This is a genomic window from Azospirillum soli, from assembly GCF_017876165.1.
GTDB lineage: Bacteria > Pseudomonadota > Alphaproteobacteria > Azospirillales > Azospirillaceae > Azospirillum > Azospirillum soli.
The window spans coordinates 58,958-80,159 of record NZ_JAGINQ010000023.1 but is presented as its reverse complement, the minus strand read 5'-3'; the positions used below and the strand labels follow the sequence as shown (position 1 = coordinate 80,159).

20 protein-coding genes are annotated in these 21,202 nt (G+C 67.2%); 6 read left to right on the top strand and 14 right to left on the bottom strand.

What is annotated here, in order from left to right:
• Positions 1 to 31: 31 nt before the first annotated feature.
• The 3 genes from J2852_RS25965 to J2852_RS25955 form a co-directional block, all read right to left on the bottom strand.
• Positions 32 to 1,342, bottom strand: a complete 1,311-nt coding sequence (locus J2852_RS25965) for a multidrug effflux MFS transporter (protein ID WP_209881287.1) — start codon at positions 1,340 to 1,342, stop codon at positions 32 to 34.
• Complete coding sequence (locus J2852_RS25960; RefSeq protein ID WP_246499987.1) at positions 1,339 to 1,761, bottom strand: MarR family winged helix-turn-helix transcriptional regulator; 423 nt, start codon at positions 1,759 to 1,761, stop codon at positions 1,339 to 1,341. Before J2852_RS25960 ends, J2852_RS25965 begins: the two co-directional genes overlap by 4 nt.
• A 573-nt stretch (positions 1,762 to 2,334) precedes the next feature.
• Entirely contained in the window at positions 2,335 to 2,706 is a 372-nt protein-coding gene (locus tag J2852_RS25955; RefSeq protein WP_209881283.1) for a hypothetical protein, read from the bottom strand.
• Between the two features lie 211 nt (positions 2,707 to 2,917).
• Between J2852_RS25955 and J2852_RS25950 the strand changes: the two genes are divergently transcribed.
• Positions 2,918 to 4,717, top strand: coding sequence for a PHA/PHB synthase family protein (locus J2852_RS25950; RefSeq protein WP_209881281.1), 1,800 nt, complete (start codon positions 2,918 to 2,920; stop codon positions 4,715 to 4,717).
• A 76-nt stretch (positions 4,718 to 4,793) separates the two neighbouring features.
• Here the strand turns inward: J2852_RS25950 and J2852_RS25945 are convergent, their stop codons facing one another.
• The 7 genes from J2852_RS25945 to J2852_RS25915 form a co-directional block, all read right to left on the bottom strand.
• A complete protein-coding gene (locus J2852_RS25945; protein ID WP_209881279.1) occupies positions 4,794 to 5,387 on the bottom strand; it encodes an OmpA family protein in 594 nt (197 codons plus the stop codon).
• 205 nt (positions 5,388 to 5,592) lie between these two features.
• Positions 5,593 to 6,111, bottom strand: coding sequence for a gamma carbonic anhydrase family protein (locus J2852_RS25940; protein WP_209881278.1), 519 nt, complete (start codon positions 6,109 to 6,111; stop codon positions 5,593 to 5,595).
• Between the two features lie 22 nt (positions 6,112 to 6,133).
• Positions 6,134 to 7,186, bottom strand: coding sequence for an N-acetyl-gamma-glutamyl-phosphate reductase (argC, locus tag J2852_RS25935; RefSeq protein WP_209881276.1), 1,053 nt, complete (start codon positions 7,184 to 7,186; stop codon positions 6,134 to 6,136).
• 138 nt (positions 7,187 to 7,324) lie between these two features.
• Positions 7,325 to 7,813 (bottom strand): 30S ribosomal protein S9, encoded by a 489-nt coding sequence (gene rpsI / locus J2852_RS25930; RefSeq protein WP_246499986.1) that lies wholly within the window; start codon positions 7,811 to 7,813, stop codon positions 7,325 to 7,327.
• 4 nt (positions 7,814 to 7,817) lie between these two features.
• Entirely contained in the window at positions 7,818 to 8,282 is a 465-nt protein-coding gene (gene rplM / locus J2852_RS25925; RefSeq protein WP_209881274.1) for a 50S ribosomal protein L13, read from the bottom strand.
• A gap of 182 nt (positions 8,283 to 8,464) precedes the next feature.
• Entirely contained in the window at positions 8,465 to 8,935 is a 471-nt protein-coding gene (locus tag J2852_RS25920; RefSeq protein ID WP_209881272.1) for a PaaI family thioesterase, read from the bottom strand.
• A 31-nt stretch (positions 8,936 to 8,966) separates the two neighbouring features.
• Entirely contained in the window at positions 8,967 to 11,207 is a 2,241-nt protein-coding gene (locus tag J2852_RS25915; RefSeq protein WP_209881270.1) for a sensor histidine kinase, read from the bottom strand.
• 337 nt (positions 11,208 to 11,544) lie between these two features.
• Between J2852_RS25915 and J2852_RS25910 the strand changes: the two genes are divergently transcribed.
• From J2852_RS25910 to J2852_RS25900, 4 genes are all read left to right on the top strand, one after another.
• Positions 11,545 to 12,351, top strand: coding sequence for an enoyl-CoA hydratase (locus J2852_RS25910; protein ID WP_209881268.1), 807 nt, complete (start codon positions 11,545 to 11,547; stop codon positions 12,349 to 12,351).
• Positions 12,348 to 12,866 (top strand): CoA-binding protein, encoded by a 519-nt coding sequence (locus J2852_RS31740; RefSeq protein ID WP_246499985.1) that lies wholly within the window; start codon positions 12,348 to 12,350, stop codon positions 12,864 to 12,866. Before J2852_RS25910 ends, J2852_RS31740 begins: the two co-directional genes overlap by 4 nt.
• A gap of 12 nt (positions 12,867 to 12,878) precedes the next feature.
• Positions 12,879 to 14,171, top strand: coding sequence for an O-acetylhomoserine aminocarboxypropyltransferase (locus tag J2852_RS25905; RefSeq protein ID WP_246499984.1), 1,293 nt, complete (start codon positions 12,879 to 12,881; stop codon positions 14,169 to 14,171).
• Between the two features lie 321 nt (positions 14,172 to 14,492).
• Positions 14,493 to 15,263: an SPOR domain-containing protein gene (locus tag J2852_RS25900; protein ID WP_209881266.1), complete on the top strand. Its 771-nt coding sequence runs from the start codon at positions 14,493 to 14,495 to the stop codon at positions 15,261 to 15,263.
• A 21-nt stretch (positions 15,264 to 15,284) separates the two neighbouring features.
• Here J2852_RS25900 and J2852_RS25895 read toward each other — a convergent pair whose 3' ends face one another.
• Positions 15,285 to 16,508 carry an MFS transporter gene (locus tag J2852_RS25895; RefSeq protein WP_209881264.1) on the bottom strand — a complete coding sequence of 408 codons (1,224 nt, stop codon included), beginning with the start codon at positions 16,506 to 16,508 and terminating at the stop codon, positions 15,285 to 15,287.
• Positions 16,509 to 16,608: 100 nt separating this feature from the next.
• Complete coding sequence (gene cutA, locus J2852_RS25890) at positions 16,609 to 16,923, bottom strand: divalent-cation tolerance protein CutA (protein WP_209881262.1); 315 nt, start codon at positions 16,921 to 16,923, stop codon at positions 16,609 to 16,611.
• 101 nt (positions 16,924 to 17,024) lie between these two features.
• Between cutA and J2852_RS25885 the strand changes: the two genes are divergently transcribed.
• A complete protein-coding gene (locus J2852_RS25885; protein WP_209881260.1) occupies positions 17,025 to 17,324 on the top strand; it encodes a hypothetical protein in 300 nt (99 codons plus the stop codon).
• Between the two features lie 16 nt (positions 17,325 to 17,340).
• Here J2852_RS25885 and J2852_RS25880 read toward each other — a convergent pair whose 3' ends face one another.
• Together J2852_RS25880 and J2852_RS25875 are read right to left on the bottom strand one after the other, a co-directional pair.
• Positions 17,341 to 20,676, bottom strand: coding sequence for a PAS domain-containing protein (locus tag J2852_RS25880; RefSeq protein WP_209881258.1), 3,336 nt, complete (start codon positions 20,674 to 20,676; stop codon positions 17,341 to 17,343).
• A 63-nt stretch (positions 20,677 to 20,739) separates the two neighbouring features.
• A complete protein-coding gene (locus J2852_RS25875; protein WP_209881256.1) occupies positions 20,740 to 21,072 on the bottom strand; it encodes a hypothetical protein in 333 nt (110 codons plus the stop codon).
• Positions 21,073 to 21,202: the final 130 nt, after the last annotated feature.

Sequence of the window (21,202 nt, the reverse complement as noted above, 5' to 3'; positions counted from 1 at the left end):
TCCGGCCGCGAAAAGGGCCGGAAACGACGGTTCAGGGACCGTTTTTGGGCCGGTGCAGCGACACCTCCATCTCCTCGCCGCCGGCGCCCAGCACCCCGGCCGGGTCCACCGCGACCTCCAGATCACCGGGTTCGGGCTTTACCTCGGGTTCCGCGCGCGTCACCGGCGCACGAAGGAGCAGGTGCGAGGCCACCGCCACCACGGCCATGCCGGGCAGGATCGTCGTGATCGCCGTGTAGGGATCGGCGAACAGCAGCGCCGCCATCGCCGATCCGGCCAGCCCGCCGCCAATCTGCATGAAGCCGATCAGCGCCGAGGCAGCGCCCGCCATCCTTGGAAAGCCGGCCAGCGCGTCGCTGGTTCCGCCGGGCATGATCAGCGCGATTCCGAAGGCCCAGAGCGCGATCGGCAGCATGACCGTGACGACCGTGGCCGGCAGCACCCGCAGCCCCACGGCGTAGCCCAGCGCGCCGACGACGATGAAGGCCAGCCCGAAGGGGATCAGGCGCGACGCCTCCACCCGGCGCAGCAGCCGCCCCGTCACCGCCGCGCCCGCCGTGTAGGCGCCGGTCTGCCACAGCATGGCGAGGCCGAACTGGGTCGGCGTCAGACCGACCTTCTCGATCATCACGAAGGGCAGCAGCGCCGCCAGCGTGTACAGCCCGCCCAGCGCCATGCCGAGCACGATGCCCGCCCGCATGAACCGCCGGTCGCTCAGCAGCGCGCCATAATTGCGCAGGACCGTTGCCGGCCGCGATGCCTCGGGATTGCGGTTGGCGTTGGTCTCCTTCACGCCCAGTCCGAACGCGGCCAGCACCATGACGCCGTAGGCGGTCATGACGAGAAAGATCGGGTGCCAGCCGGCCACGCCCAGGATCAGCCCGCCCAGCGTCGGCGCCACCGCCGGCACGACGGCCAGCATCAGGCCGATCAGGTTGAGGATGCGGGCGGACTCCTGGCCCATGAACTGGTCACGCACGATGGCGCGCGAGATCGCCACGCCCGCCGCCGCCCCGATGCCCTGCAACGCCCGCCCGACGAGCAGCAATTCGACGCCGCTCGACAGCGCGGCCAAGACGCTGCCCAGCACGTAGGTGACGAAGAAGCCGATCGCGACCGGTCGCCGTCCATAGGCGTCCGACAGCGGCCCGCAGGCCAGCTGGGAGAAGGCGAAACCGAAGAAATACACGGTCATCGTCAGCTTCAGCGCCGACGGCGTGGTGTGAAAGGCGTCCACCAGCATCGGCAGGGCCGGCGTGTAGAGCGCGAGGCTGAGCGGTCCCAGCGTGACGATCAGCGTCCCGATGATCGCCGTGCGCATCTCCGACATGACCGGCGTCATGGGGCAACCCCGTGGTGCTCATCCTCCATCAGACGCGTTCTCAGCCTTGCCAGCATGGCCCTGAACATTTCGATTTCGTCCGGAGAAAAATCCTTCAAGGCCGCCGCGCGCACCCCGCGCGTCACCTCCATCACCCGTTTCAACAGGGGCTGGGCCCGTTCGGTGAGGCGGACGATCTTGGCGCGGCGGTCGGTCGGGTCCGGTTCGCGGACGACCAGTTCGGCGGCCTCCAGCCGGTCGAGGAACCCGACCAGCGTCATCGGCTCCACGCCCATGCGCGCCGCCAGGGCGGTCTGCCGCGACGGTTCATGAAACTGGACATGGAACAGCGCCCGCGCCTCCCCGGCGGTGAGCCCGAGTTCCGCATTCTCCAGCGCTCGATCGAACCGCGCGCGCAGCAGCCGCGCGCTGTCGGTCAACAGAAATCCAAGGGGGGCATCATCAAGCATGCCTTATAATAAGGCTGCCTTACTATTTGCCGCAACGAGCCCGTCGGGCGGATCAGTCATGCAGAGACAAAGCCCGCAGGACGCACCCGAAAATCTGTTGCCGGAACACCACCAGCAGCGGTAGGATTTCCATCCTTGTCGTCGCAGAGGGTCGTCCGTGGTTCGCTCCGCCTTCGTCGAGAATCCGCGTCAACTCACCGACGGAAGTCCTGCGCCAAGCCCCTGTATTGTGCAGCCTCTGCTACACGCACGCACACGTACAAATGGCGGCAAGCCCTTGTACGGAAAAGCGAATTCTTCGGTTTCAGGCCGTTGTGCAGATCCGAATCTCTGCACAATCTGCACAACGGTGCACAAAGTCCCCCGGCCGGCAGCAACCGTCCCGATGCGTCATCCCCGCGAAGGCGGGGATCCAGAAAACGTCGCACGGACGTGCTTGTCCGCACTGGATTCCCGCCTTCGCGGGAATGACGGCGGAAGGCTCCTGGACGTCTGGTTCAGTCGCTCCGCTCCCAAGGGCGGCGCCCCCGCATCAAGGAGCACTCACCCCTGCTTACCGGGCGTGATGTCGGGCTTCGGGGGAACGGCGGCCGGCGTGGGCAGGCGCTTCTTCGCGCTCTCCCGATCCTTGGCCAGACGGTCCATGTCCTGCTTGCGTTGCGCTTCCGTGCGCAGATCGGTCGGGCGCGGCGGGACGGAGGCGAGGTTCGGATACTCCTTGTTCTCGCCGCTCAACCCCCGGATGGGCGACGGATTGTCGCTGAGCGGCGACGGCGCGCCCGTGATAGATCCGATGACGCCGGTGTCGAGCACGCGATCGCTGCACGCCGTCAGCGACAGTGCCACCAAGATGATGCCGCCCATGCCACCCAATAGCTTCGTGGTCGTCCGATTCCGCCCGATGCCCTTTTCCATGCTGCGAACCCCATGTTCCGCCCCGTCGCACCGCTTGAATTGCACGAGGCTAAATAAAATCTTCATACGACCAGTGTATGACGTTCTGCGGAATCGACAAACCCGGCCTAAACCGCTCACGAACGCCGCTCAGACTTCCGGCAGGCTTTGTATAAACCTGAGCACGTTCCTCCTGAAGCTTAAACTCGCCTAAAAAAGAAGGACCGACCCCATGGCCGAGAATCAGGCCCCCGACGTCAAGCTCCCCGATCCGGTCGAGATGTCCCGCGCGATGACCCGCATCGCCGAGCAGAGCCAGCGCCTGGTTACCGAATTCCTGTCGCGTCAGGCGGCGGACGGCGTCGGCGCGAAGAACCCGGACCCGATGGGTGTCGGCCATGCCTTCCTGGAAATGACCACGCGCATGATGGCCGACCCGGCCAAGCTGATGAAGGCGCAGATGACGCTGTGGCAGGATTACCTGACCCTGTGGCAGCGCACGACCCAGCGCTTCTTCGGCCAGGAGGCCGAGCCGGTCATCGCCCCGGCCAAGGACGACCGCCGCTTCAAGGATTCGGCCTGGGACGAGAACACGCTGTTCGACTTCATCAAGCAGTCCTACCTGCTGAGCGCCCGGTGGATGCAGTCCACCGTGAACGAGGTCGACGGCCTGGACGACCACACGGCCAAGAAGGTGGACTTCTACACCCGCCAGTTCGTGGACGCGATGGCGCCCTCCAACTTCGTCATGACGAATCCGGAGGTGCTGCGCACGACCATCGAGACCGGCGGCGAGAATCTGGTGAAGGGCCTTGAGCATCTGCTGAAGGACCTGGAGCGCGGCAAGGGCGAGCTGCGCATCTCCATGACCGACTACGATGCCTTCCAGGTCGGCAAGAACATCGCGGTCACGCCGGGCAAGGTCGTCTTCCAGACCAGCCTGATGCAGCTGATCCAGTACACCCCGACGACGCCGGAAGTGAACAAGCGGCCGCTGATGATCGTGCCGCCGTGGATCAACAAGTACTACATCCTGGATCTGCGCGAGAAGAACAGCTTCATCAAGTGGGCGGTGGACCAGGGCCACACGGTCTTCGTCCTGTCCTGGGTCAACCCGGACGAGCAGCTGGCCGCCAAGGGCTTCGAAGACTACATGGTCGAAGGCCCGCTGGCCGCGCTGGACGCCATCGAGAAGATCACCGGCGAGAAGGACGTGAACGCCATCGGCTATTGCCTGGGCGGAACGCTGCTGGCCTCCACGCTGGCCTACATGGCGGCCAAGAAGGATGACCGCATCAAGTCGGCGACCTTCTTCACCACCATGCTGGACTTCACCGAAGCCGGCGAGCTGTCCGTCTTCATCGATGAAGAGCAGCTGACCATGATCGAGAACCAGATGGCCCAGCAGGGCTACCTGGATGGCTCGAAGATGGCGACGACCTTCAACATGCTGCGCGCCAACGACCTGATCTGGTCGTTCGTGGTGAACAACTACCTGCTGGGCAAGGATCCGTTCCCGTTCGACCTGCTGTACTGGAACAGCGATTCCACCCGCATGCCGGCGGCGATGCACAGCTTCTACCTGCGCAACATGTACCAGAAGAACCTGCTGGCGCAGCCGGGCGGCGTGACGCTGGGCGGCGTTCCGATCGACCTGCGCGCGGTGAAAACCCCGTCCTTCTTCCTGTCGGCCCGCGAAGACCACATCGCCCCGTGGAAGTCCACCTACATGGGCGCCCACCTGTTCACCGGCCCGGTCAAGTTCGTGCTGGCGGCCTCCGGCCACATCGCCGGCGTCGTCAACCCGCCGGCCGCCGAGAAGTACTGCTACTGGACCAACGCCAAGCTGCCGAAGACCTCGGACGACTGGCTGAAGACCGCCGACCAGACCCCCGGCTCCTGGTGGCCGGAGTGGAACAAGTGGGTCGGCAAGTTCTCCGAAGGCAAGGTTCCGGCCCGCGATCCCAGCAAGGGCGGCCTGCCCGTGCTGGACGAGGCGCCCGGCTCCTACGCCAAGGTCCGCATCGTCTGATCAGGACCGCGCTCAAAGAGAAAGGCCCCGGAAATTTCCGGGGCCTTTTCCTTTCGCCTAAAGCGAAATCCGACCTTTACGACGACGGGGCGTTCGCACCGCGCGGCAGGATCTGCGCACGACGGTTCGACGGCTCGCGGACGTTCGGGCCGGTCTGGACCAGCAGCTGGCTCTCGCCACGGCCTTCGGTGGTGATGTTGGCCGCCGGAATGCCCTTGGCGACCAGCGAGTTCTTCACCGCGTCGGCACGGCGGACCGAGAGACGCTGGTTGTAGGCCGGCGAGCCCGAGGTGTCGGTGTGGCCGATGACATGGACGCGGGCGTTCGCGCCACGGCCGATGGCGGCGACGGCGTCGCTGATGACGCGGTCGGCGGCCGGGGTGATGTTCGACTTATCCCAGTCGAAGAAGACCAGGTATTCGGTCTGGGCGCGCGCGGCCGGAGCCGGGGCGACGGCCGGAGCCGCGGCCGGCGGGCACGGGTAGCTGCCCTGGTGGATGGCGTAGCCGCCGCTGGCGGTACGGACCGGGGTGTTGCCCCAGCCGATCACGGGGTTGCACCAGACATCGGTGGTGCCGATGCCTTGCTGGGCCTGCGCACCGGCCGCGAGGCCGAAGGCGATGATAGCGGCCGGAACAGTGGCCATGGTTGCGCGAATGATCTTGTTCATCTTTTCCACTCCCTTCAAGATCCCTTCCCTGCCGCTGTAGCGCGCGGGGGACGAATCGCACGAACGATAGGTCAGGCCGCGTGCATGCGTCGTGACAAATCGCGAAACATGTGGTGTGGATTGATGTTCCGGCATCCCCTCCGTAAGTCCTAGGCGTTCTGGCTCGGCACCACTGTTGCGCCAATGCACCACAATTCCAGAGGGGTCAAACGTCCCGATAGGCTTGCGCCAATTTTACGTAATTGCGAGCGGACACGGGGAAAAAGGCCAAATCCTTTTCCGTCAGCGCGCGGATCGGCCGTGCTGGGCTGCCGGCCCAGAGCTGCCCGGCCTTCACCCGCTTGCCCGGCGTGACCAGCGCGCCCGCCGCCACCATGGCGCCCGATTCGACATGGGCTCCGTCCATCAGGCAGGCTTTCATGCCGATGAAGCAGCCGCTCTCCAGCGTGCAGGCGTGCAGCAGGGCCATGTGCCCCACCGTGATGTCGTCGCCGATGTAGGTGCCCTGCCCTTGGCTGGCGACGTGGATGATGGTGCCGTCCTGGATGTTGGTCCGCGCGCCGATGCGGACCTCGTTGACGTCGCCGCGCACCACGCAGCCGAACCAGATGCCCGTGTCCGGCCCGATCTCCACGTCGCCGATGACGGTGGCGGTCGGCGCGATGAAGGCGCTCGCGTCGATCTTCGGCGACGTGCCCTTGAAGGGCAGAATCAGGCCGGACATGGTTTTTTCTTTCTTCACTCGATTACGGGAAGAGCGGCGCCTGCTCCAGGCCGGCGGTCTCGCTCAGACCGAACATGACGTTCATGTTCTGGATGGCCTGACCCGAGGCACCCTTCACCAGATTGTCGATCACCGACACGATGATGGCGCCGCGCGGGGTGCGGTCGGGGAACACGCCCATCAACGCATGGTTGGACGCGCGGACGTGGCGGGTCGCCGGGGCGATGCCGGCCGGGGTCACGCCGACGAACGGCTCTTCCGCGTAGCGCTTGGCCAGCGCCTCGCGCAGGTCGTCGGCGTTGGCGCCGTCGGCCATGCGGACGTAGATCGTCGCCATCATGCCCCGGTTCATGGGGATGAGGTGCGGCGTGAAGCTGACCGTAACCGGCCGGCCGGCGGCAAGGCGCAGTTCCTGCTCGATCTCCGGCATGTGGCGGTGGTAGCCGACGCCGTAGGCGTTCAGCCCCTCCGACACTTCGGTGAAGAGGTTCTGCTGCTTGGCGTCGCGGCCGGCGCCCGACACGCCCGACTTGGCGTCGATGATGATCCCGCCCGGCTCGATCAGGTCTTCCATCAGCAGCGGCAGCAGGGCCAGCAGCGAGCAGGTCGGGTAGCAGCCGGGGTTGGCGACCACGCGGGCCTTGCGCACGCCCTGCCGGTTGAATTCGGTCAGGCCGTAGGCGACCTCCTTCTGAAGGTCCACGGCGCGGTGCTCATGCCCGTACCACGTCGCGTATTCGGCCGGGTCGGACAGCCGGAAGTCGGCCGACAGGTCCACGACCTTCAGGGCGCGCGGCAGGCCGGCGATGACCTCCTGCGTGGTGCCGTGCGGCAGCGCGCAGAAGACGGCGTCCAGCTTGTCCCAGTTCACCTGCTCGATCTTCACCAGATCCGGCAGGTTGTAGCCGCCGAGATGCGGGAACACCTCCGCCATGGGCTTGCCCGCCTGTCGCTCGGCGGTCAGGGCGCAGATCTCGACGCCGGGATGGCGGAGAAGCATGCGCACCAGCTCGGCGCCCGTGTAGCCGGACGCGCCAAGGATGCCGACGCGGATGGGGGTGTTGTCGTAGGCCATGGACGGTGTTCCTCTTGATGCCTTGATCTTGATGCCGTGAGAACGGGGCACTGGTTGGACGCGAGGAAAAAAGAAAGGGGCGCCCCTTTCGGGACGCCCCTCGCTTGTACAGTACCGACGCGAGTTCGCGAAAGGGCCTTAGCGCTTCGAGAACTGGAAGCTGCGGCGGGCCTTGGCGCGGCCGTACTTCTTACGCTCGACGACGCGAGCGTCGCGGGTCAGGAAGCCGGCGGCCTTCAGCGGCGGACGCAGGGCCGGCTCGAAGTAGGTCAGCGCCTTGGAGATGCCGTGACGAACGGCACCGGCCTGGCCCGACAGACCGCCACCGGCGACAGTGACGACGACGTCGTACTGGCCGACGCGGTCAGCAATGCCGAACGGCTGGGCGATCATCATGCGCAGCACGGGACGGGCGAAGTAGACTTCCTGGTCGCGGCCGTTGATGGTGATCTTGCCGGAGCCCGGCTTGATCCACACGCGGGCGACGGCGTCCTTGCGCTTGCCGGTGGCGTAGGCGCGGCCCTGCGCGTCCAGCTTCGGCTCCGCAACCTCGGCGGAGGCGCCGGCCGGAGCGGCGGTGCCGGCGAGACCCTTCAGATCGGCGAGGGTGGTGGTGACCTGAGCCATTGGATTACGCGCTCCGCTTGTTCTTCGGGTTCATCGCGCCGACGTCCAGCGCGACGGGCTGCTGCGCGTCGTGCGGGTGCGCGGCGCCCTTGTAGACCTTGAGGTGGGTCATCTGCTTGCGGCCGAGCGGACCGCGCGGAACCATGCGCTCCACGGCCTTCTCGATGACGCGCTCCGGATACTTGCCGTCGAGGATCTGGCCCTTCGAACGGCCCTTGATGCCGCCCGGGTAACCGGTGTGCCAGTAGAAGATGTCATCCTGGCGCTTGTTGCCGGTCAGCTTCACCTTCTCCGCGTTGATCACGACGACATGGTCGCCGCAATCCATGTGCGGGGTGTAGGTCGGCTTGTTCTTGCCGCGCAGGATGTTCGCCAGGATGCTGGCAAGCCGGCCGAGAACGAGGCCGTCGGCGTCGACGACGTACCACTTCTTCTCGATATCGGTCGGCTTCAGATTGAAGGTCTTCATCGCCACACTCGTTGACTGAAACGTGGATCGGCAGGCCGCCGAATCCCGCGGCGCCGAAGCGGCCGGTTTTGTACGGACATACCGATCCCGTGTCAACGTAAAAAATAGTGTTTGAAATCAGCGCCTTGCGTGTTCGGTATCATGATACCGTTTTTGCAAAGCCATTGATTTCAAAGATGTTTTCACCCGCCGTTCGGCGATTGGTATCCAGATACCGCAAGCTTCACCGGCTCGTGCGGCGGAATCGAATAGGTGCCGGTGGCATGCGCCACGGGCTCCGGATCGCCTTCGGAGAACAGCAGCACTTCGCCATAGGCCAGCCGCTTGCCCATCTTGATGATGCGGCAGTCGGCGGTGATGGCAACCGGCGCCGGGCGGCGCAGGAAGTTGATGGTCATGTTGGTGGTCACGGCCAGTTCCACCCGCCCGATCAGGCTGAGCACCGCGCCGTACAGCGCCACGTCGGCCAGCCCGAACATCGCCGGGCCGGTCACCGTGCCGCCGGGCCGCACGAAGGTTTCGTTGTAGGGCAGCGTCATGCGGACGGTGCCGGGGGCCAGATGGTCGATCCGGATGCCGAAGTTGCCGACCAGCGGCACGCCCTCGCGAATCAGGGCTTCCAGTTCCTCGACGGTAATTGCGGGCGTGCTCATTCCTCACCGTGTTCGTTGTTGGTTGCTTAGGTCAGGCGACATGCTCGCGCGTTGCGGGGCCGGAGTCCAGGCATCGCTCCGCCGGGAAGCGCAGGGTCACCGTCGTGCCCCGCCCCGGCTCGCTCTCCAGACGGGCCGTTCCGCCATGGGCCTCGACGAACGCCTTGGTGATGGCGAGGCCCAGCCCCACCCCGCCCTTGCCGCGAACGAGCGCGTTGTCGGCCTGCGCGAAGGGCTCCCACACCTTGTCGAGGTTTTCCGGAGCGATGCCGACGCCGTCGTCATGAACGGCGAAGGCCAGCGAACCGTCCTCCTCCCGTGACACCACCAGCCGGACGAAACCGCCGCGCCGGGTGAATTTGATGCCGTTGAAGCCGACGTTCACCAGCACCTGGATCACGCGGCGCGCGTCGCAGCGCAGTGCGGGCAGATTCGGCTCGACGTCCACCTGCAACGCGACTCCCGCCTCCGCCGCGCGGTTGGCGAGGATCTGCGCGGCGCGGCCGACGAGGTCGGGAACAACCGATTCGTCCTCGCTCAACTCCACCACGCCCAGTTCGATGCGCGAGATTTCCAGGATGTCGTCGATGATGCCCAGCAGATGCCGGCCCGACGCGTGGATGGCGTCCACGTAGCCCCGGTACCGCTCGCTCTCCAGCACGCCGAACAGCCCGGCCTGCATCACCTCCGAATAGCCGAGCACGGCGTTCAGCGGCGTGCGCAACTCGTGGCTCATCACCGCTAGGAACTGCGTCTTGGAACGGTTGGCCGCCTCCGCCTCGCGGGTCGCGGCCAGCAGGGCGGCCTCGGTCTGCTTCAGGTGGGTGATGTCGCGCCCCTCGGGCACCAGGAAGATGACCGTCCCGCCCTCGTCCCGGATCGGACGCAGGGAGAAGTCCACGTGGATCTCCCGCCCGCGCGGCGTGCGATGGGACGATTCGAAGCGCACGAACTCCCCGCGCGCGGCGCGCGCCACCCCGTCCTTCAGCCGCTCCTGATCGGCGGGCGAATGACGCCACCAGGGGGTGTCCCAGAAATACTTGCCGTAGACCGTCTCCTCCTCGGTCTCGACGAAGGCCAGCGCGGTCTCGTTCGCCTCGATCATCCGCCCCTCGGGCGTCAGCAGGCCGATGAACTCGAAGGTGTGGTCGAAGATGGCCTTGAAGCGGCGCTCCCGCTCGCGCAGCGCAAGGCTGGCGGCGCGCTGCTCGGTGATGTCGAGGAGGACCGCTTCCATGCGCCCTTCCCCGGCCCGCCACGCGCTGATGGACAGCCAGCGCTCCCCGCCGTCGTCGTCCAGCAGCCGCACGGTCAGCGGCAGCGGCGTGCCACCCTCCGGACAGGAGTCGACCCACAGCGCCAGCGCCGACGCGTCGTCCGGGTGGACGATGTCGAGAAGCCCGGTGCGCCCCTCCAGCAGACGTGCCCGGCCTATGCGCAGGCGCCCGACATTCTCGGTCGCGTAGTCGATGGGGAAGTTGCCCTCCGTCCGCCACGCAAGGCCGACCACCGGACTGCGGCTGACCATGGCGGCGAGCCGGACGCGCTCCTTCTCCGCGCGGTGGCGCTGCGTGGTGTCGCGGCCGACCGACTGCACGGCGGTGATCCGGCCTGTGCTGTCGAACACGGCGTAGCGGCGCCAGCTGATCCAGCGCTCCGTCCCGTCGCCGTGCGGCCACAGCTCCTCGCGGGCGGAAGCCGGTTCGGCGGGCGTGGCGGCGCCGAGGAACTCCAGAACCGTGGTGACGATGGTGTCCGGCAGCAGGTCGCGCAGGTTGCGATCGATCATCGCGCGCGGGCTGTAGCCGAACAGCGCGGCGAACTGGCGGTTCACCAGGGTGATGGTCAGGTCGGGGCGGAAGCGGCAGATCAGCTCCGACTGGTCGTCGATGGCCGTGCGGAACTTCTCGCGGCTGGAGTAGACCTTGCAGATGACGCAGTGCTCGTCCGCGACCTCGGTCAGGGTCACGACGCGCCCGCCGTCGGGGAGCCGCGCCTGCGTGTAGGGAACGCTGCGGGTCTCCCCGTCGCCCAGGCGCAGGAAGGCCACGCCGCCGCGCGACGCATCGCCACCATCCACGGCCAGAACCTCGTCCAATGGGACATCGGCCAGCGAGGACACCTCCACGCCGATCTGGCGGGCAAAGGCGTCGTTGGCTGCGCGAATGCGCCCGTCCGCACCGACGACGCAGGTCGCCGCAAGGCTCGCCGCGAACACGGAAGACCAGTCGATGGCTCCGGCCTGCACCAAAGCGCCCTTCCTTTTCGTCATTCCATCAACGTGACCGGCCCATCGACGCAGCCGGCGCAACGCCTCGACGCATTCGGATGCCTGCACATCGCCTGGGGATATCGAGACGAATGTTACAGAGCGCGCCAATGGAACCGCGACCCAGCCAAACGTCCTAAACGGGCAGGCCAATGCGCCATTTTCCTAGTTTAACACTGAGGAATATCGGCTATTGAACACATGAAATTCACAAAACCGTTGAACTTGGCGTCTGACTGGGGTCTCATGGCTGCGTCCCGAACACGCCCGTTTCCGAGGCGGCGAACGGCGGGGTAATCTCCCCGGCAATCCACGAACGGAAATGGGAGGAAGACGACCAATGAGCGCAGCCATTCCCACCAGCACCGCTACCGAGACCCTGGTCCTGCGCGAGGACCGGGACGGCGTGGCGACGCTGACCCTCAACCGGCCACAAGCGCGCAACGCGCTGTCGGTCGGGCTGATGGCCGCGCTTCAGGCGGAGCTGGACGCCGTCCACGAGGACGCCTCCGTCCGCGCGGTGGTGCTGACCGGCGCCGGCCCGGCCTTCTGCGCCGGGCACGATCTGAAGGAAATGCGCGCCAGCCCGTCGCGCGAGGCTTATGAGTCGCTGTTCGTCCAGTGCTCCAAGCTGATGCTGACCGTCAGCCGCATCCGCCAGCCGGTGATCGCCAAGGTGCACGGCATTGCCACGGCGGCCGGCTGCCAGCTGGTCGCCACCTGCGATCTGGCCTACTGCGCGGACGAGGCGCGCTTTGCCACGCCGGGCGTGAACATCGGCCTGTTCTGCTCCACCCCCATGGTCGCGCTGTCCCGCGCGGTGGGGCGCAAGGCGGCCATGGAGATGCTGCTGCTCGGCGACCTGATCGACGCCGCGGAGGCGGAGCGCATCGGCCTCGTCAACCGCGCGGTGCCGGCCGACCGGCTGGACGCCACCGTGCAGGCCGCCGCCACGAAGATCGCGTCGAAGTCGCCGCTGACGCTCGCCATCGGCAAGGAAGCCTTCTACCGCCAGATCGATCTGGATGTGGAGCAGGCCTACGCCTACGCCGCCAAGGTGATGACCGAGAACATGATGGCCCGCGACGCCGCCGAGGGCATCGACGCGTTCATCGCCAAGCGCCAGCCGGTGTGGTGCGGCCAATGAGCGCCGTCCTGAGCCACCACGACGACTACACCGACGACCTCATCCGCGACGTGCTGGAGCGGGTGAAGAGCATCGCCATCGTTGGCGCGTCGAACGACCCGGTGAAGGCCAGCTTCTTCGTACTGAAGTACCTGCGCGACAAGGGCTACCGGGTCATTCCGGTGAACCCGAAGCTGGCCGGCCAGACCATCCTGGGCGAGCCGGTCTACGCCAGCCTGAAGGACCTGCCGGAGCCGCCGGACATGGTGGACGTCTTCCGCAACGCCACCGCCGCGGCCGGAGTGACGGAGGAGGCCATCGCGATCGGCGCCAAGGTCGTGTGGATGCAGTTGGGCGTCCGCAACGACGAGGCGGCGGCCAGGGCCGAGGAAGCCGGGCTGACCGTGATTATGAACCGCTGCCCGAAGATCGAGATCCAGCGCCTGTTCCACGAGATCGGGCGCATTGGCGTCAATTCGAACGTCATGACCAACAAGAAAACCAAGCTGACCAAGACTTTCAAAAAGCTGATCTAGGGGAACACAACCATGAGCGAGAAGACCTTCGGCTTCGAGACCCGCGCCATCCACGCCGGTGCGGCGCCCGATCCGGCCACCGGCGCGCGCCAGACGCCGATCTACCAGACCACCAGCTTCGTCTTCGACGACGTGGACGACGCGGCCTCCCTGTTCAACCTTCAGAAGGTCGGCTTCATCTACTCCCGCCTGACCAACCCGACGGTCGCGGTGCTGGAGGAGCGGCTCGCCAACCTGGAAGGCGGCGCCGGCGCCACGGCCACCTCCTCCGGCCACGCGGCGCAGCTGCTGGCGCTGTTCCCGCTGCTCCAGCCTGGGGATGAGTTCATCTCGTCGCAGAAGCTCTACGGCGGCACGCTGAACCAGTTCGCCAACAGCTTCCCGCGCGCCTTCGGCTGGAAGGCCGTGTTCGTGGACACCGACAATCCGGAGAACGTCCGCGCCGCGATCACCCCGAAGACCAAGGCCATCTTCGTCGAAAGCCTCGCCAACCCCGGCGGCATCGTCACCGACGTCGAGGCGCTCGCCAAGATCGCCGATGAGGCCGGCATCCCGCTGATCGTGGACAACACGCTGGCGACGCCGTACCTGTTCAACCCGATCCAGTGGGGCGCCACGCTGGTCGTGCACTCCACCACCAAGTTCCTGTCGGGCAACGGCACCTCGGTCGGCGGCGTGGTGATCGACAGCGGCAAGTTCGACTGGTCGAAGTCGGGCAAGTTCCCGGCCCTGTCGGAGCCGGACGCCGGCTATCACGGCCTGAAGTTCCACGAGACCTTCGGCCATCTCGCCTTCACCATCCACGGCCACGCCGTGGGCCTGCGCGACCTAGGTCCGAGCCAGGCGCCGCTGAACGCCTTCCTGACCCTGAACGGCATCGAGACGCTGCCGCTGCGCGTTCAGCGCCACAGCGACAGCGCCCTGAAGGTCGCGCAGTTCCTGGAAAGCCACCCGGCCGTCACCTGGGTCAGCTACGCCGGTCTTGAGTCGTCCAAGTACAACACGCTGGCCAAGAAGTACCTGCCGCGCGGCGCCGGTGCGGTGCTGACCTTCGGCGTCAAGGGCGGCTTCGACACGGGCGTGAAGCTGGTGGAGAGCGTGGAGCTGTTCAGCCACCTCGCCAACATCGGCGACAGCCGCTCGCTGATCATCCACCCGTCCTCCACCACGCACCGCCAGCTTGAGCCGGACGCCCAGGTCCGCGCCGGCGCCGGCCCGGAGGTGATCCGTCTGTCCATCGGCCTGGAGAGCGTCGAGGATATCATCGCCGACCTCGATCAGGCCCTGAAGAAGGCGGCGGCTTAAGCAACCTGTTTGCCCCCTCCCTTCCCCGCTGAAGGCGGGGAAGGGAGGGGGCAATACACCGGCATAGGCCCCGATTCGCGCCCATCGGTGCGTCATAGGACCGGCAGCTCTTGCCGGGCAAAAACATCCTACCCATCGTTGTGTTCGAACACTCGCCAAAGTCGCAAGATGCAGTGTTCGGAATAACGCGGCGGTACCGGGTCGGCCAGAACGGTTGAAAACCGCCCGTTTTGTTGACTTCCACAAGCAGCGGACGGACCTTTGACCGACTGGGCGGGGCAATTCCATGCGCCTCCGCCACCGGACGGGAGAGCGGCCCCCATGCGCACGAAGGTCATGATCGGTCTTACGGCCTTGGGAACCCTCATGCTCGGCGGCTGCGCGGGCGTGCCGGTGGCGGTGACCGCCGCCTCGCTCTATGTGGACAGCATCCTCTATCTGCGGACCAACAAGACCAGCACCGACCACATCGTGTCAGCCGCCATGGACCGCGACTGCGCCGTCCTGAACATCTTCACCGAAGGCGCCCTGTGCAAGGACGCGCCACCGCCGCCGCTGATCGTCGCGGTGATGCGCGAGGTGCAGAACGTCCCGCTCGACCAGCCCGCCACCGTCGAAGCGAAAGCACCATCCCGCACCGGTAACCGCATCGAGGTCGCCGAAGCCCCCGTCACCCTGTTGTCGGACGCCGTGCCGGCCGAGGGCGCCGCCCCGCTGCCCCCGCGCAAGCCCCAGGCAGCCGTCACCGTCACAGCTCCCGTCCCCCAGGGTATAATAGCCGAAGCCGCCATCCGGCGCGTCGACCGCCAGTTCCTCGTGGTGGTCGGAAGCTTCGCCAAGCGCGATCAGGCCGAGGCCCATCGCGACCGTCTGGGACGCGCGGACGCGACCATCGCCGAAGCCACGGTGCGCGGCCGGCTCTACCACCGCGTGGTGCTGCCGCCCGGCGACCGCACCGACGCCCTGCGACAGGTCGCCGAGGCCCGTGCCGCCGGGGTCCGCGACGCGTGGCTGCTGCCGTGGAGCGGCAAGCTGGACGTGGACACAGCTGTCGCCGCCCTGCCCTACGTGGGCTTCCTCTACCGGATGTGAGCGGCCGTTACTCCGCCGCCATCACTCTGCCGCCGCCACCGGTGTGGGGGTCCGCACCGGCGCGGCCTTGCCGCCGTCACGATCGGCGGGCAGAAGCAGCGCCGCCAGGAAGGCGACCGCCGCCAGCACCGACAGGATCACGTAGAACACCACGAACTCGCCCGTCCGCTCGTAGACCAGGGCGACCAGCTGCACCGCCACCGGCCCGGTCCCGAAGGACAGGATGAACTTCGCGCCGTAGGCGAGGCCCCGGTACTTCTCCGGCGTGTAGCGGGCCAGCAGCAGGTTCTCGGCCGGGATCTGCACCTGCGAGGCGATGACCACCAGCGCGGCGGCGAAGACCAGCGGCAGATCGAGCAGCACCGCCATCGCCGCCATCATCGGGATCTGGATCAGCAGGCAGATGGCGTAGATGCGCTTCAGCGGATACTTGTCCGCCATGTGACCGCCGATCAGCTGCGGGATCGCGGCGACCAGATAGACCGCCGTCACCAGACCGCCGACGCCGAGGGTGCCCTCGCCCAGCATGTGGCCCAGCCGCGCCTCGAACAGCTTCGGCAGCACGATCATCATGCCGTTGAACATCAGGCCGGCGCAGACCATCGTGACCGACAGCACGAAGAAGGCGCGGATCACGTCGTCGCGCGACGCCTTGGGCTGCGGCTTCACATCCCCGCCCCGGTCGCCGACGATGCCCAGCGCGATCAGGACGCTCAGCGCGACGCCCAGCGCGATACACACGGCCCCCGGCACCAGAAAGGCGGACCGCCAGCCGAACCACTGCGTCAGACCGCCGGCCACCACGGCGGCCGAGGCCACGCCGACCGTTCCGAAGATGCCGAGATAGCCCAGCGCCTTGCCCCGGTTCGTGGCGTTGCGGACCATCCAGGCCATGCCGACCGGGTGATAAATGGAGCTGCCGAGCCCCAGCGCCGCCAGCGCCCAAAGCATCTGCGTCGGCCCGTCGGCCAGCCCGCTCGCCACCGCGCCGGCCCCGGTCACCAGGAAGAAGGCGGCCATCATCCGGCTCTCGCTCCAGCGGTCGCCCAGCCAGCCGGCGAGCGGCGCGCCCAGGCCGATCAGCAGGGAACCGAGCGTCCACAGCCGGATCAGCTCGTCATAGGGGAGGTTCCATTCCTTCTCCAGCGCCAGCACCACGGTCAGGTACAGCGCCGAGACGATGTGCATCAGCGTGTGGCCAACCCAGGAGAAGCCGATCGACAGGCGCGCCGACGTATCCGTCATGAAACCTCTCCGGATTCGGATGAATTGCCGATGAAACTGGCACGCGGGCCGATGCGGATCCAATGCGCCCCGGACATGGCGGGCATGCGCGCGGAAAACGTCAGGCGGTCTCGTCCCGCAACCAATCGAGGTAGGCCGGGTTCCCGCGCCCGACCTTCAGTTCCACCACGCAAGGCACGTTGTAGCTGTGCAGATCCCTCACCCGCGCGGTCAGCCGGTCGAACAGGTCGGCGCGCGTCTTGGCGATCAGCACGGTTTCACTCGCCTCCTCGATGGCGCCCTCCCAGCGGTAGATGGAGGTCATGCCGTCCAGGATGTTCGCGCAGGCCGCCAGCCGTTCCTCGACCAGGGTCCGACCGATGCGCGTCGCCTCCTCGCGCGACCCGGCGGTGATGTAGGCGAATACGAATTCCATGTCGGCCCCCTTCCCTGCTGTGATGCGCGACCTGCACTTTCGGCGTAGAGTGTCCGAACTTTGCCACAGGCTCCTCCTCCGGCAACATCACGGAGTCCATCATGGCCGCGCCGCGCCGCACCGGTTCCCGACGTCCTCCCAGCGGCCCGCAGGCGGCGTGGCTGCGCCGGGGCCTGGACCAGCCGGGCGGCAAGCTGCCCCTGTTCGACACGGACGGGCAGCGCGTCAAAAAGCAGACCATCGAGAGCTGCATCAAGGCCGGCTGGGCGGAGCGCTGGTTCCACAACCCCCTGAAGCCCGATTGGCTGGTCTGCCGGCTGACGGAGGCCGGACGGGACGCCCTGCTCGCCCGGTCCACGGTGATCGCGGTGGATTTCCGGCAGGGCGTGCGGGCCGAATAGGCCATTCCCCGTCCGACTACTCCGCCGCCACCGCCCGCATCTGCTGTTCCACCACGGCGCCGAGCTGGCGCGGGGTGACCGGCTTGTGGATCACGGCAAGACCATGCGCGGCGGCGTCGAGCAGGCAGTCGCTGCCCGTCTCCCCTGTCAGGATCACGCCGGGAACGTGGGCGCCATAGCGGTCCCGCACCTTGGCGATCACCTCGGTTCCGACCCGCCCTTCGCGCAGGCGGTAGTCGGCGATGACGATGTCGGGCGTGCGCGTCTGCTCCGCCAGCCGGTCCATGGCCTGATCGGCGCTCCCCGCCGCCAGCACCGTGTAGCCCCACTCCTTCAGGATCATCTGAAGCCCCATCAGCACGATGGCGTCGTCGTCCACCAGCACGGCGAACCGCCCCGCACCGTCCGCCACCGGCGCGGCGATGATGCTTTTGGAAACTTCCTTCACCGCCGCGTCGCTCAGCGGGACGAGCACGCGGAAGGCCGAACCCTGGCCGTGCACCGAACGCACCTCCACCGGGTGGTCGAGCAGGCGCGACAGGCGCCGCACGATGGCGAGGCCGAGGCCAAGGCCCTGGTTGCGGTCGCGCTCCGGGTTGCCGACCTGATGGAACTCCTCGAAGATGCGTTCCAGATGGTCGGCCGGGATGCCGATGCCCGTGTCCTGGACGACCAGCGACAGTTGCCGCCCCTCGACCTTGCAGCGCACGCGGACCAGCCCGGATTCGGTGTAGCGCAGGGCGTTGTCCACGAGGTTGCGGACCATCCGCCCCAGCAGCGTGCGGTCGCTGCGCACCCGGCCCGCGCAGCCCTCCACCCGCCAGTCGAGCCCCTTTTCGGCGGCGAGCGGCTCGAAGGCGGTCCGGATGGGGTCGAGCACCTCGGCGATATCGAAATCCTCCAGCACCGGCGTCACGACCCCGGCGTCCAGGCGCGACACGTCCAGCAGGCTGTCCAGCAGGCTCTTCAGCGCGTCGAGGCCCTGTTCCAGATGCCGCAGCAGGGCGGCGGCCTTGGGGTCGTCGATGAGGCCGGCCAGCGCGGCGGAGAAGAAGAACAGCGACTGCAAGGGCTGGCGCAGGTCATGGCTGGCGGCGGCCAGGAACTTCGACTTGGCGAGATCGGCGCGCTCGGCCTCGTCCTTGGCGGCGCGCAGTGCCTCCTCCATCGTCTTCGCTTCGGTGATGTCCTCCACGATGGACAGGCGGTAGGCCATTTCCGTCCCGGTGAGGCGGGCCAGCGACGAGGTGACCCGCACCCACACGGCCGCACCGTCCTTGCGGACGCAACGCTTTTCGATGGCGTAGCTGGGGATCTCGCCGCCCAGCAGGCGGTCGAGCAGCGCGTCCTCAGCCTGAAGGTCGTCGGGATCGGTGACGTCACGGTAGCTCCGCTCCAGCAACTCCTCGCGCCGGTAACCGAGGATCGAGCAGAGCTTGGCGTTGACGTCGAGGTAGCGCCCGTCCAGCGCCAGACGCTCGATGCCCACCGCCGCCGATTCGAAGACCGACCGGAAACGTTCGTCGCTCTGGCGCCGGCCCGCCTCGGCTTGGCGCAGGTCGGAGATTTCCATGACGACCGCGCCGACGGCAGCGACCTCCGGCCCGCTGTGCACGGGGAAATAGGCGGCCAGCCAGTGGCGGCGTACGCCGGGCAACTTGTGCGTTTCACCGACGACCTCCCGGTAGGGAAGCGCCTGCCCGGTCCTGAACACCTGATCGATCAGCGGAGCGACGCTGGGAGCGATCGACGGAACCATCTCGGCCAGCCGGCGGCCGAGGTGCGCCTCCACCGTCAGGCCGTTGAGGTCCGCAAGGTTCTGGTTGAGCCGGATGTAGCGGTGTTCGCGGTCGAAGAAGGCGAAGGCGACCGGGGCGCTTTCCAGCAGCCCGTTCAGCTGGGTCAGCAGCGCGTTCTTTTCCTGGTTGGCGAACTCCAGCGCCGCCTCGCCGCGCTTGCGGGTGGTGATGTCCTGGAAGAAGACCGCCAGCCCGTCGCGCGAGGGGAAGGCGCGCACCGCGTACCAAGCATCGAGCGGCGGGAAGAAGCCCTCGAATTCGACCGCCTCCTGCTCGTCCATGGCGCGCTGGTAGTGGTCGGAAAAGACGGTGCCGACCGCTTCGGGAAAGGCGTCCCACAGGCAACGGCCGATCAGGTCGCGCCCGTCGGCGATCAGCAGCCGCGCCCGGTCGTTCATGAAGGTGATGCGCCAGTCGCGGTCCACCTCGAACACGCCGTCGGTGGTGCTGGCCAGCACGGCGGCCATCTTGTGGGCCATCGCGTTGGCTTGCTCCCCCGCTTGGGCGCGCTTCTCCAGTTCCACCGCCATGGCGTCGAAGGCTCGGCCCAGCGTTCCAAGTTCCGACCGCTCTTCGGCAACCCCGGTGCGGGCCGTCCAATCCCCGTCGCGCCAGCGCCGGGCGGCTTCGACCAGCAGGGCGGTCGGCCGCCGCACGAAGCGGTTGCCGCCCCACCAGACGGCAAGCATCGTCAGGACCATGACCGTCGCGATGACGCCCAGCGCGCGGTGCATCGCCTCGTCGATCGGACCGGTGACCACGCTCTTGTCCAGGGCGACCAGCACGCCGATCCCGTCCAGGCCGGCCTTGATCGGCATGTGGGCGACGATCCGGGGTTGCCCGTTGAAACCCGGCATTTCCACGGTGCCCGGAGCGTCGGCGGTCATCAGGGGGCGGAACCGTTCGGGCAGGGCCGAACCGACGATGCCGGGGATGTTCGGCACGCGGGCGATGATCGTACCACTGCGATCGATCAGGGTCAGGGCGGCGTTCAGCGGCAAAGGCTTCTTCGACAGATAGTCGTCGAGCCAACCGATATCGACCAGCGCCGTGATCACGCCGGCGGTCTTTCCGCCGTTGTCGCGGTACGGCAGCCCCACCGGCAACGCCGGCAGGCCGTTGGTGCGCTGGCGGATGTGTTCGCCGATCGTGAAGCCCTCCGTTTCCAGAGCTTCACGAAAGTGGCGGCGGTCGGAGATGGATAAACTGACGGCGGCAGGATCGGTGGCGCAGCGGATGGTCCCATCGACTCCCGCGACATGGACCTCCAGGTAGGCGGGATAGGACTGGCGCAGGCTGTTCATCAGCGTCTGGCACGAACCGGCGGACGGATTTCGAATGGCGTCCGAGTTCGCCAAGGTGCTCAACACCTGACGGAGTCCGTCGACCAGCCTCTCCTGCTCCGCCTCGAACAGCGCGGCGAGGCGCAGCGCGCCCTGGTGCACGTCCGCCTCGCGGGCGGTGCGGAGCGTCAGCTCGTTCCTGACCTCGATAACGGCGGCCGGCACCAACGCCAGGAACACCAGCAGAAGCAGACGATGAAGGAGGCTCATGCCGGGCGGCTTTCGAGACTGTCTTTGGCCGAGGGTGCAGCAGGCGCTGTCCGGATGATCGCGTCACCGCGAGCGGGTTGCCCGCCAGACCCCCGATCGCACCGCCCCGGCGGCGATCCGCCGGTCGGCAATCTCAGCTTCGTCCACTTCGGCAATCCCGGCAAGCTTCAGCGCGCGCAGCAGAACGCTGCGCACCGTCGTTCCCTCCTCCTCGGCGCGGCGGCGCACCGCCCGTTTCACGCTTTTCGGAACCATGGCGGCGAGTTGCACGTCCGGTTCCCGCTTGGCGGAACGGCCCTCCTCCACGGTCGGCGACGGAACATCAGGCGACGGCGCCTCGGACGGTAGGGAGAGGCGGACGTGAAGGCGTTCGAGTTGGAGGCGTTCGTCGCGCATGGCAGGGACCGTTCATGGTTCGGACATTCGAATCCTCTCCCAGTATGGTTAATTTCTGATTAACCATAATCAGGTCCGCAACGCACCGCCCGTTGTCGCCATGACGAGCCAGAAGTCTACAACTACAATC

Coding starts and splice junctions, on each gene's coding strand:
- J2852_RS25965 (WP_209881287.1), bottom strand. CDS start 1,342: ATGACGCCGGTCATGTCGGAGATGCGCACGGCGATCATCGGGACGCTG.
- J2852_RS25955 (WP_209881283.1), bottom strand. CDS start 2,706: ATGGAAAAGGGCATCGGGCGGAATCGGACGACCACGAAGCTATTGGGT.
- J2852_RS25950 (WP_209881281.1), top strand. CDS start 2,918: ATGGCCGAGAATCAGGCCCCCGACGTCAAGCTCCCCGATCCGGTCGAG.
- J2852_RS25945 (WP_209881279.1), bottom strand. CDS start 5,387: ATGAACAAGATCATTCGCGCAACCATGGCCACTGTTCCGGCCGCTATC.
- J2852_RS25940 (WP_209881278.1), bottom strand. CDS start 6,111: ATGTCCGGCCTGATTCTGCCCTTCAAGGGCACGTCGCCGAAGATCGAC.
- argC (WP_209881276.1), bottom strand. CDS start 7,186: ATGGCCTACGACAACACCCCCATCCGCGTCGGCATCCTTGGCGCGTCC.
- rpsI (WP_246499986.1), bottom strand. CDS start 7,813: ATGGCTCAGGTCACCACCACCCTCGCCGATCTGAAGGGTCTCGCCGGC.
- rplM (WP_209881274.1), bottom strand. CDS start 8,282: ATGAAGACCTTCAATCTGAAGCCGACCGATATCGAGAAGAAGTGGTAC.
- J2852_RS25920 (WP_209881272.1), bottom strand. CDS start 8,935: ATGAGCACGCCCGCAATTACCGTCGAGGAACTGGAAGCCCTGATTCGC.
- J2852_RS25915 (WP_209881270.1), bottom strand. CDS start 11,207: ATGACGAAAAGGAAGGGCGCTTTGGTGCAGGCCGGAGCCATCGACTGG.
- J2852_RS25910 (WP_209881268.1), top strand. CDS start 11,545: ATGAGCGCAGCCATTCCCACCAGCACCGCTACCGAGACCCTGGTCCTG.
- J2852_RS31740 (WP_246499985.1), top strand. CDS start 12,348: ATGAGCGCCGTCCTGAGCCACCACGACGACTACACCGACGACCTCATC.
- J2852_RS25905 (WP_246499984.1), top strand. CDS start 12,879: ATGAGCGAGAAGACCTTCGGCTTCGAGACCCGCGCCATCCACGCCGGT.
- J2852_RS25900 (WP_209881266.1), top strand. CDS start 14,493: ATGCGCACGAAGGTCATGATCGGTCTTACGGCCTTGGGAACCCTCATG.
- J2852_RS25895 (WP_209881264.1), bottom strand. CDS start 16,508: ATGACGGATACGTCGGCGCGCCTGTCGATCGGCTTCTCCTGGGTTGGC.
- cutA (WP_209881262.1), bottom strand. CDS start 16,923: ATGGAATTCGTATTCGCCTACATCACCGCCGGGTCGCGCGAGGAGGCG.
- J2852_RS25885 (WP_209881260.1), top strand. CDS start 17,025: ATGGCCGCGCCGCGCCGCACCGGTTCCCGACGTCCTCCCAGCGGCCCG.
- J2852_RS25880 (WP_209881258.1), bottom strand. CDS start 20,676: ATGAGCCTCCTTCATCGTCTGCTTCTGCTGGTGTTCCTGGCGTTGGTG.
- J2852_RS25875 (WP_209881256.1), bottom strand. CDS start 21,072: ATGCGCGACGAACGCCTCCAACTCGAACGCCTTCACGTCCGCCTCTCC.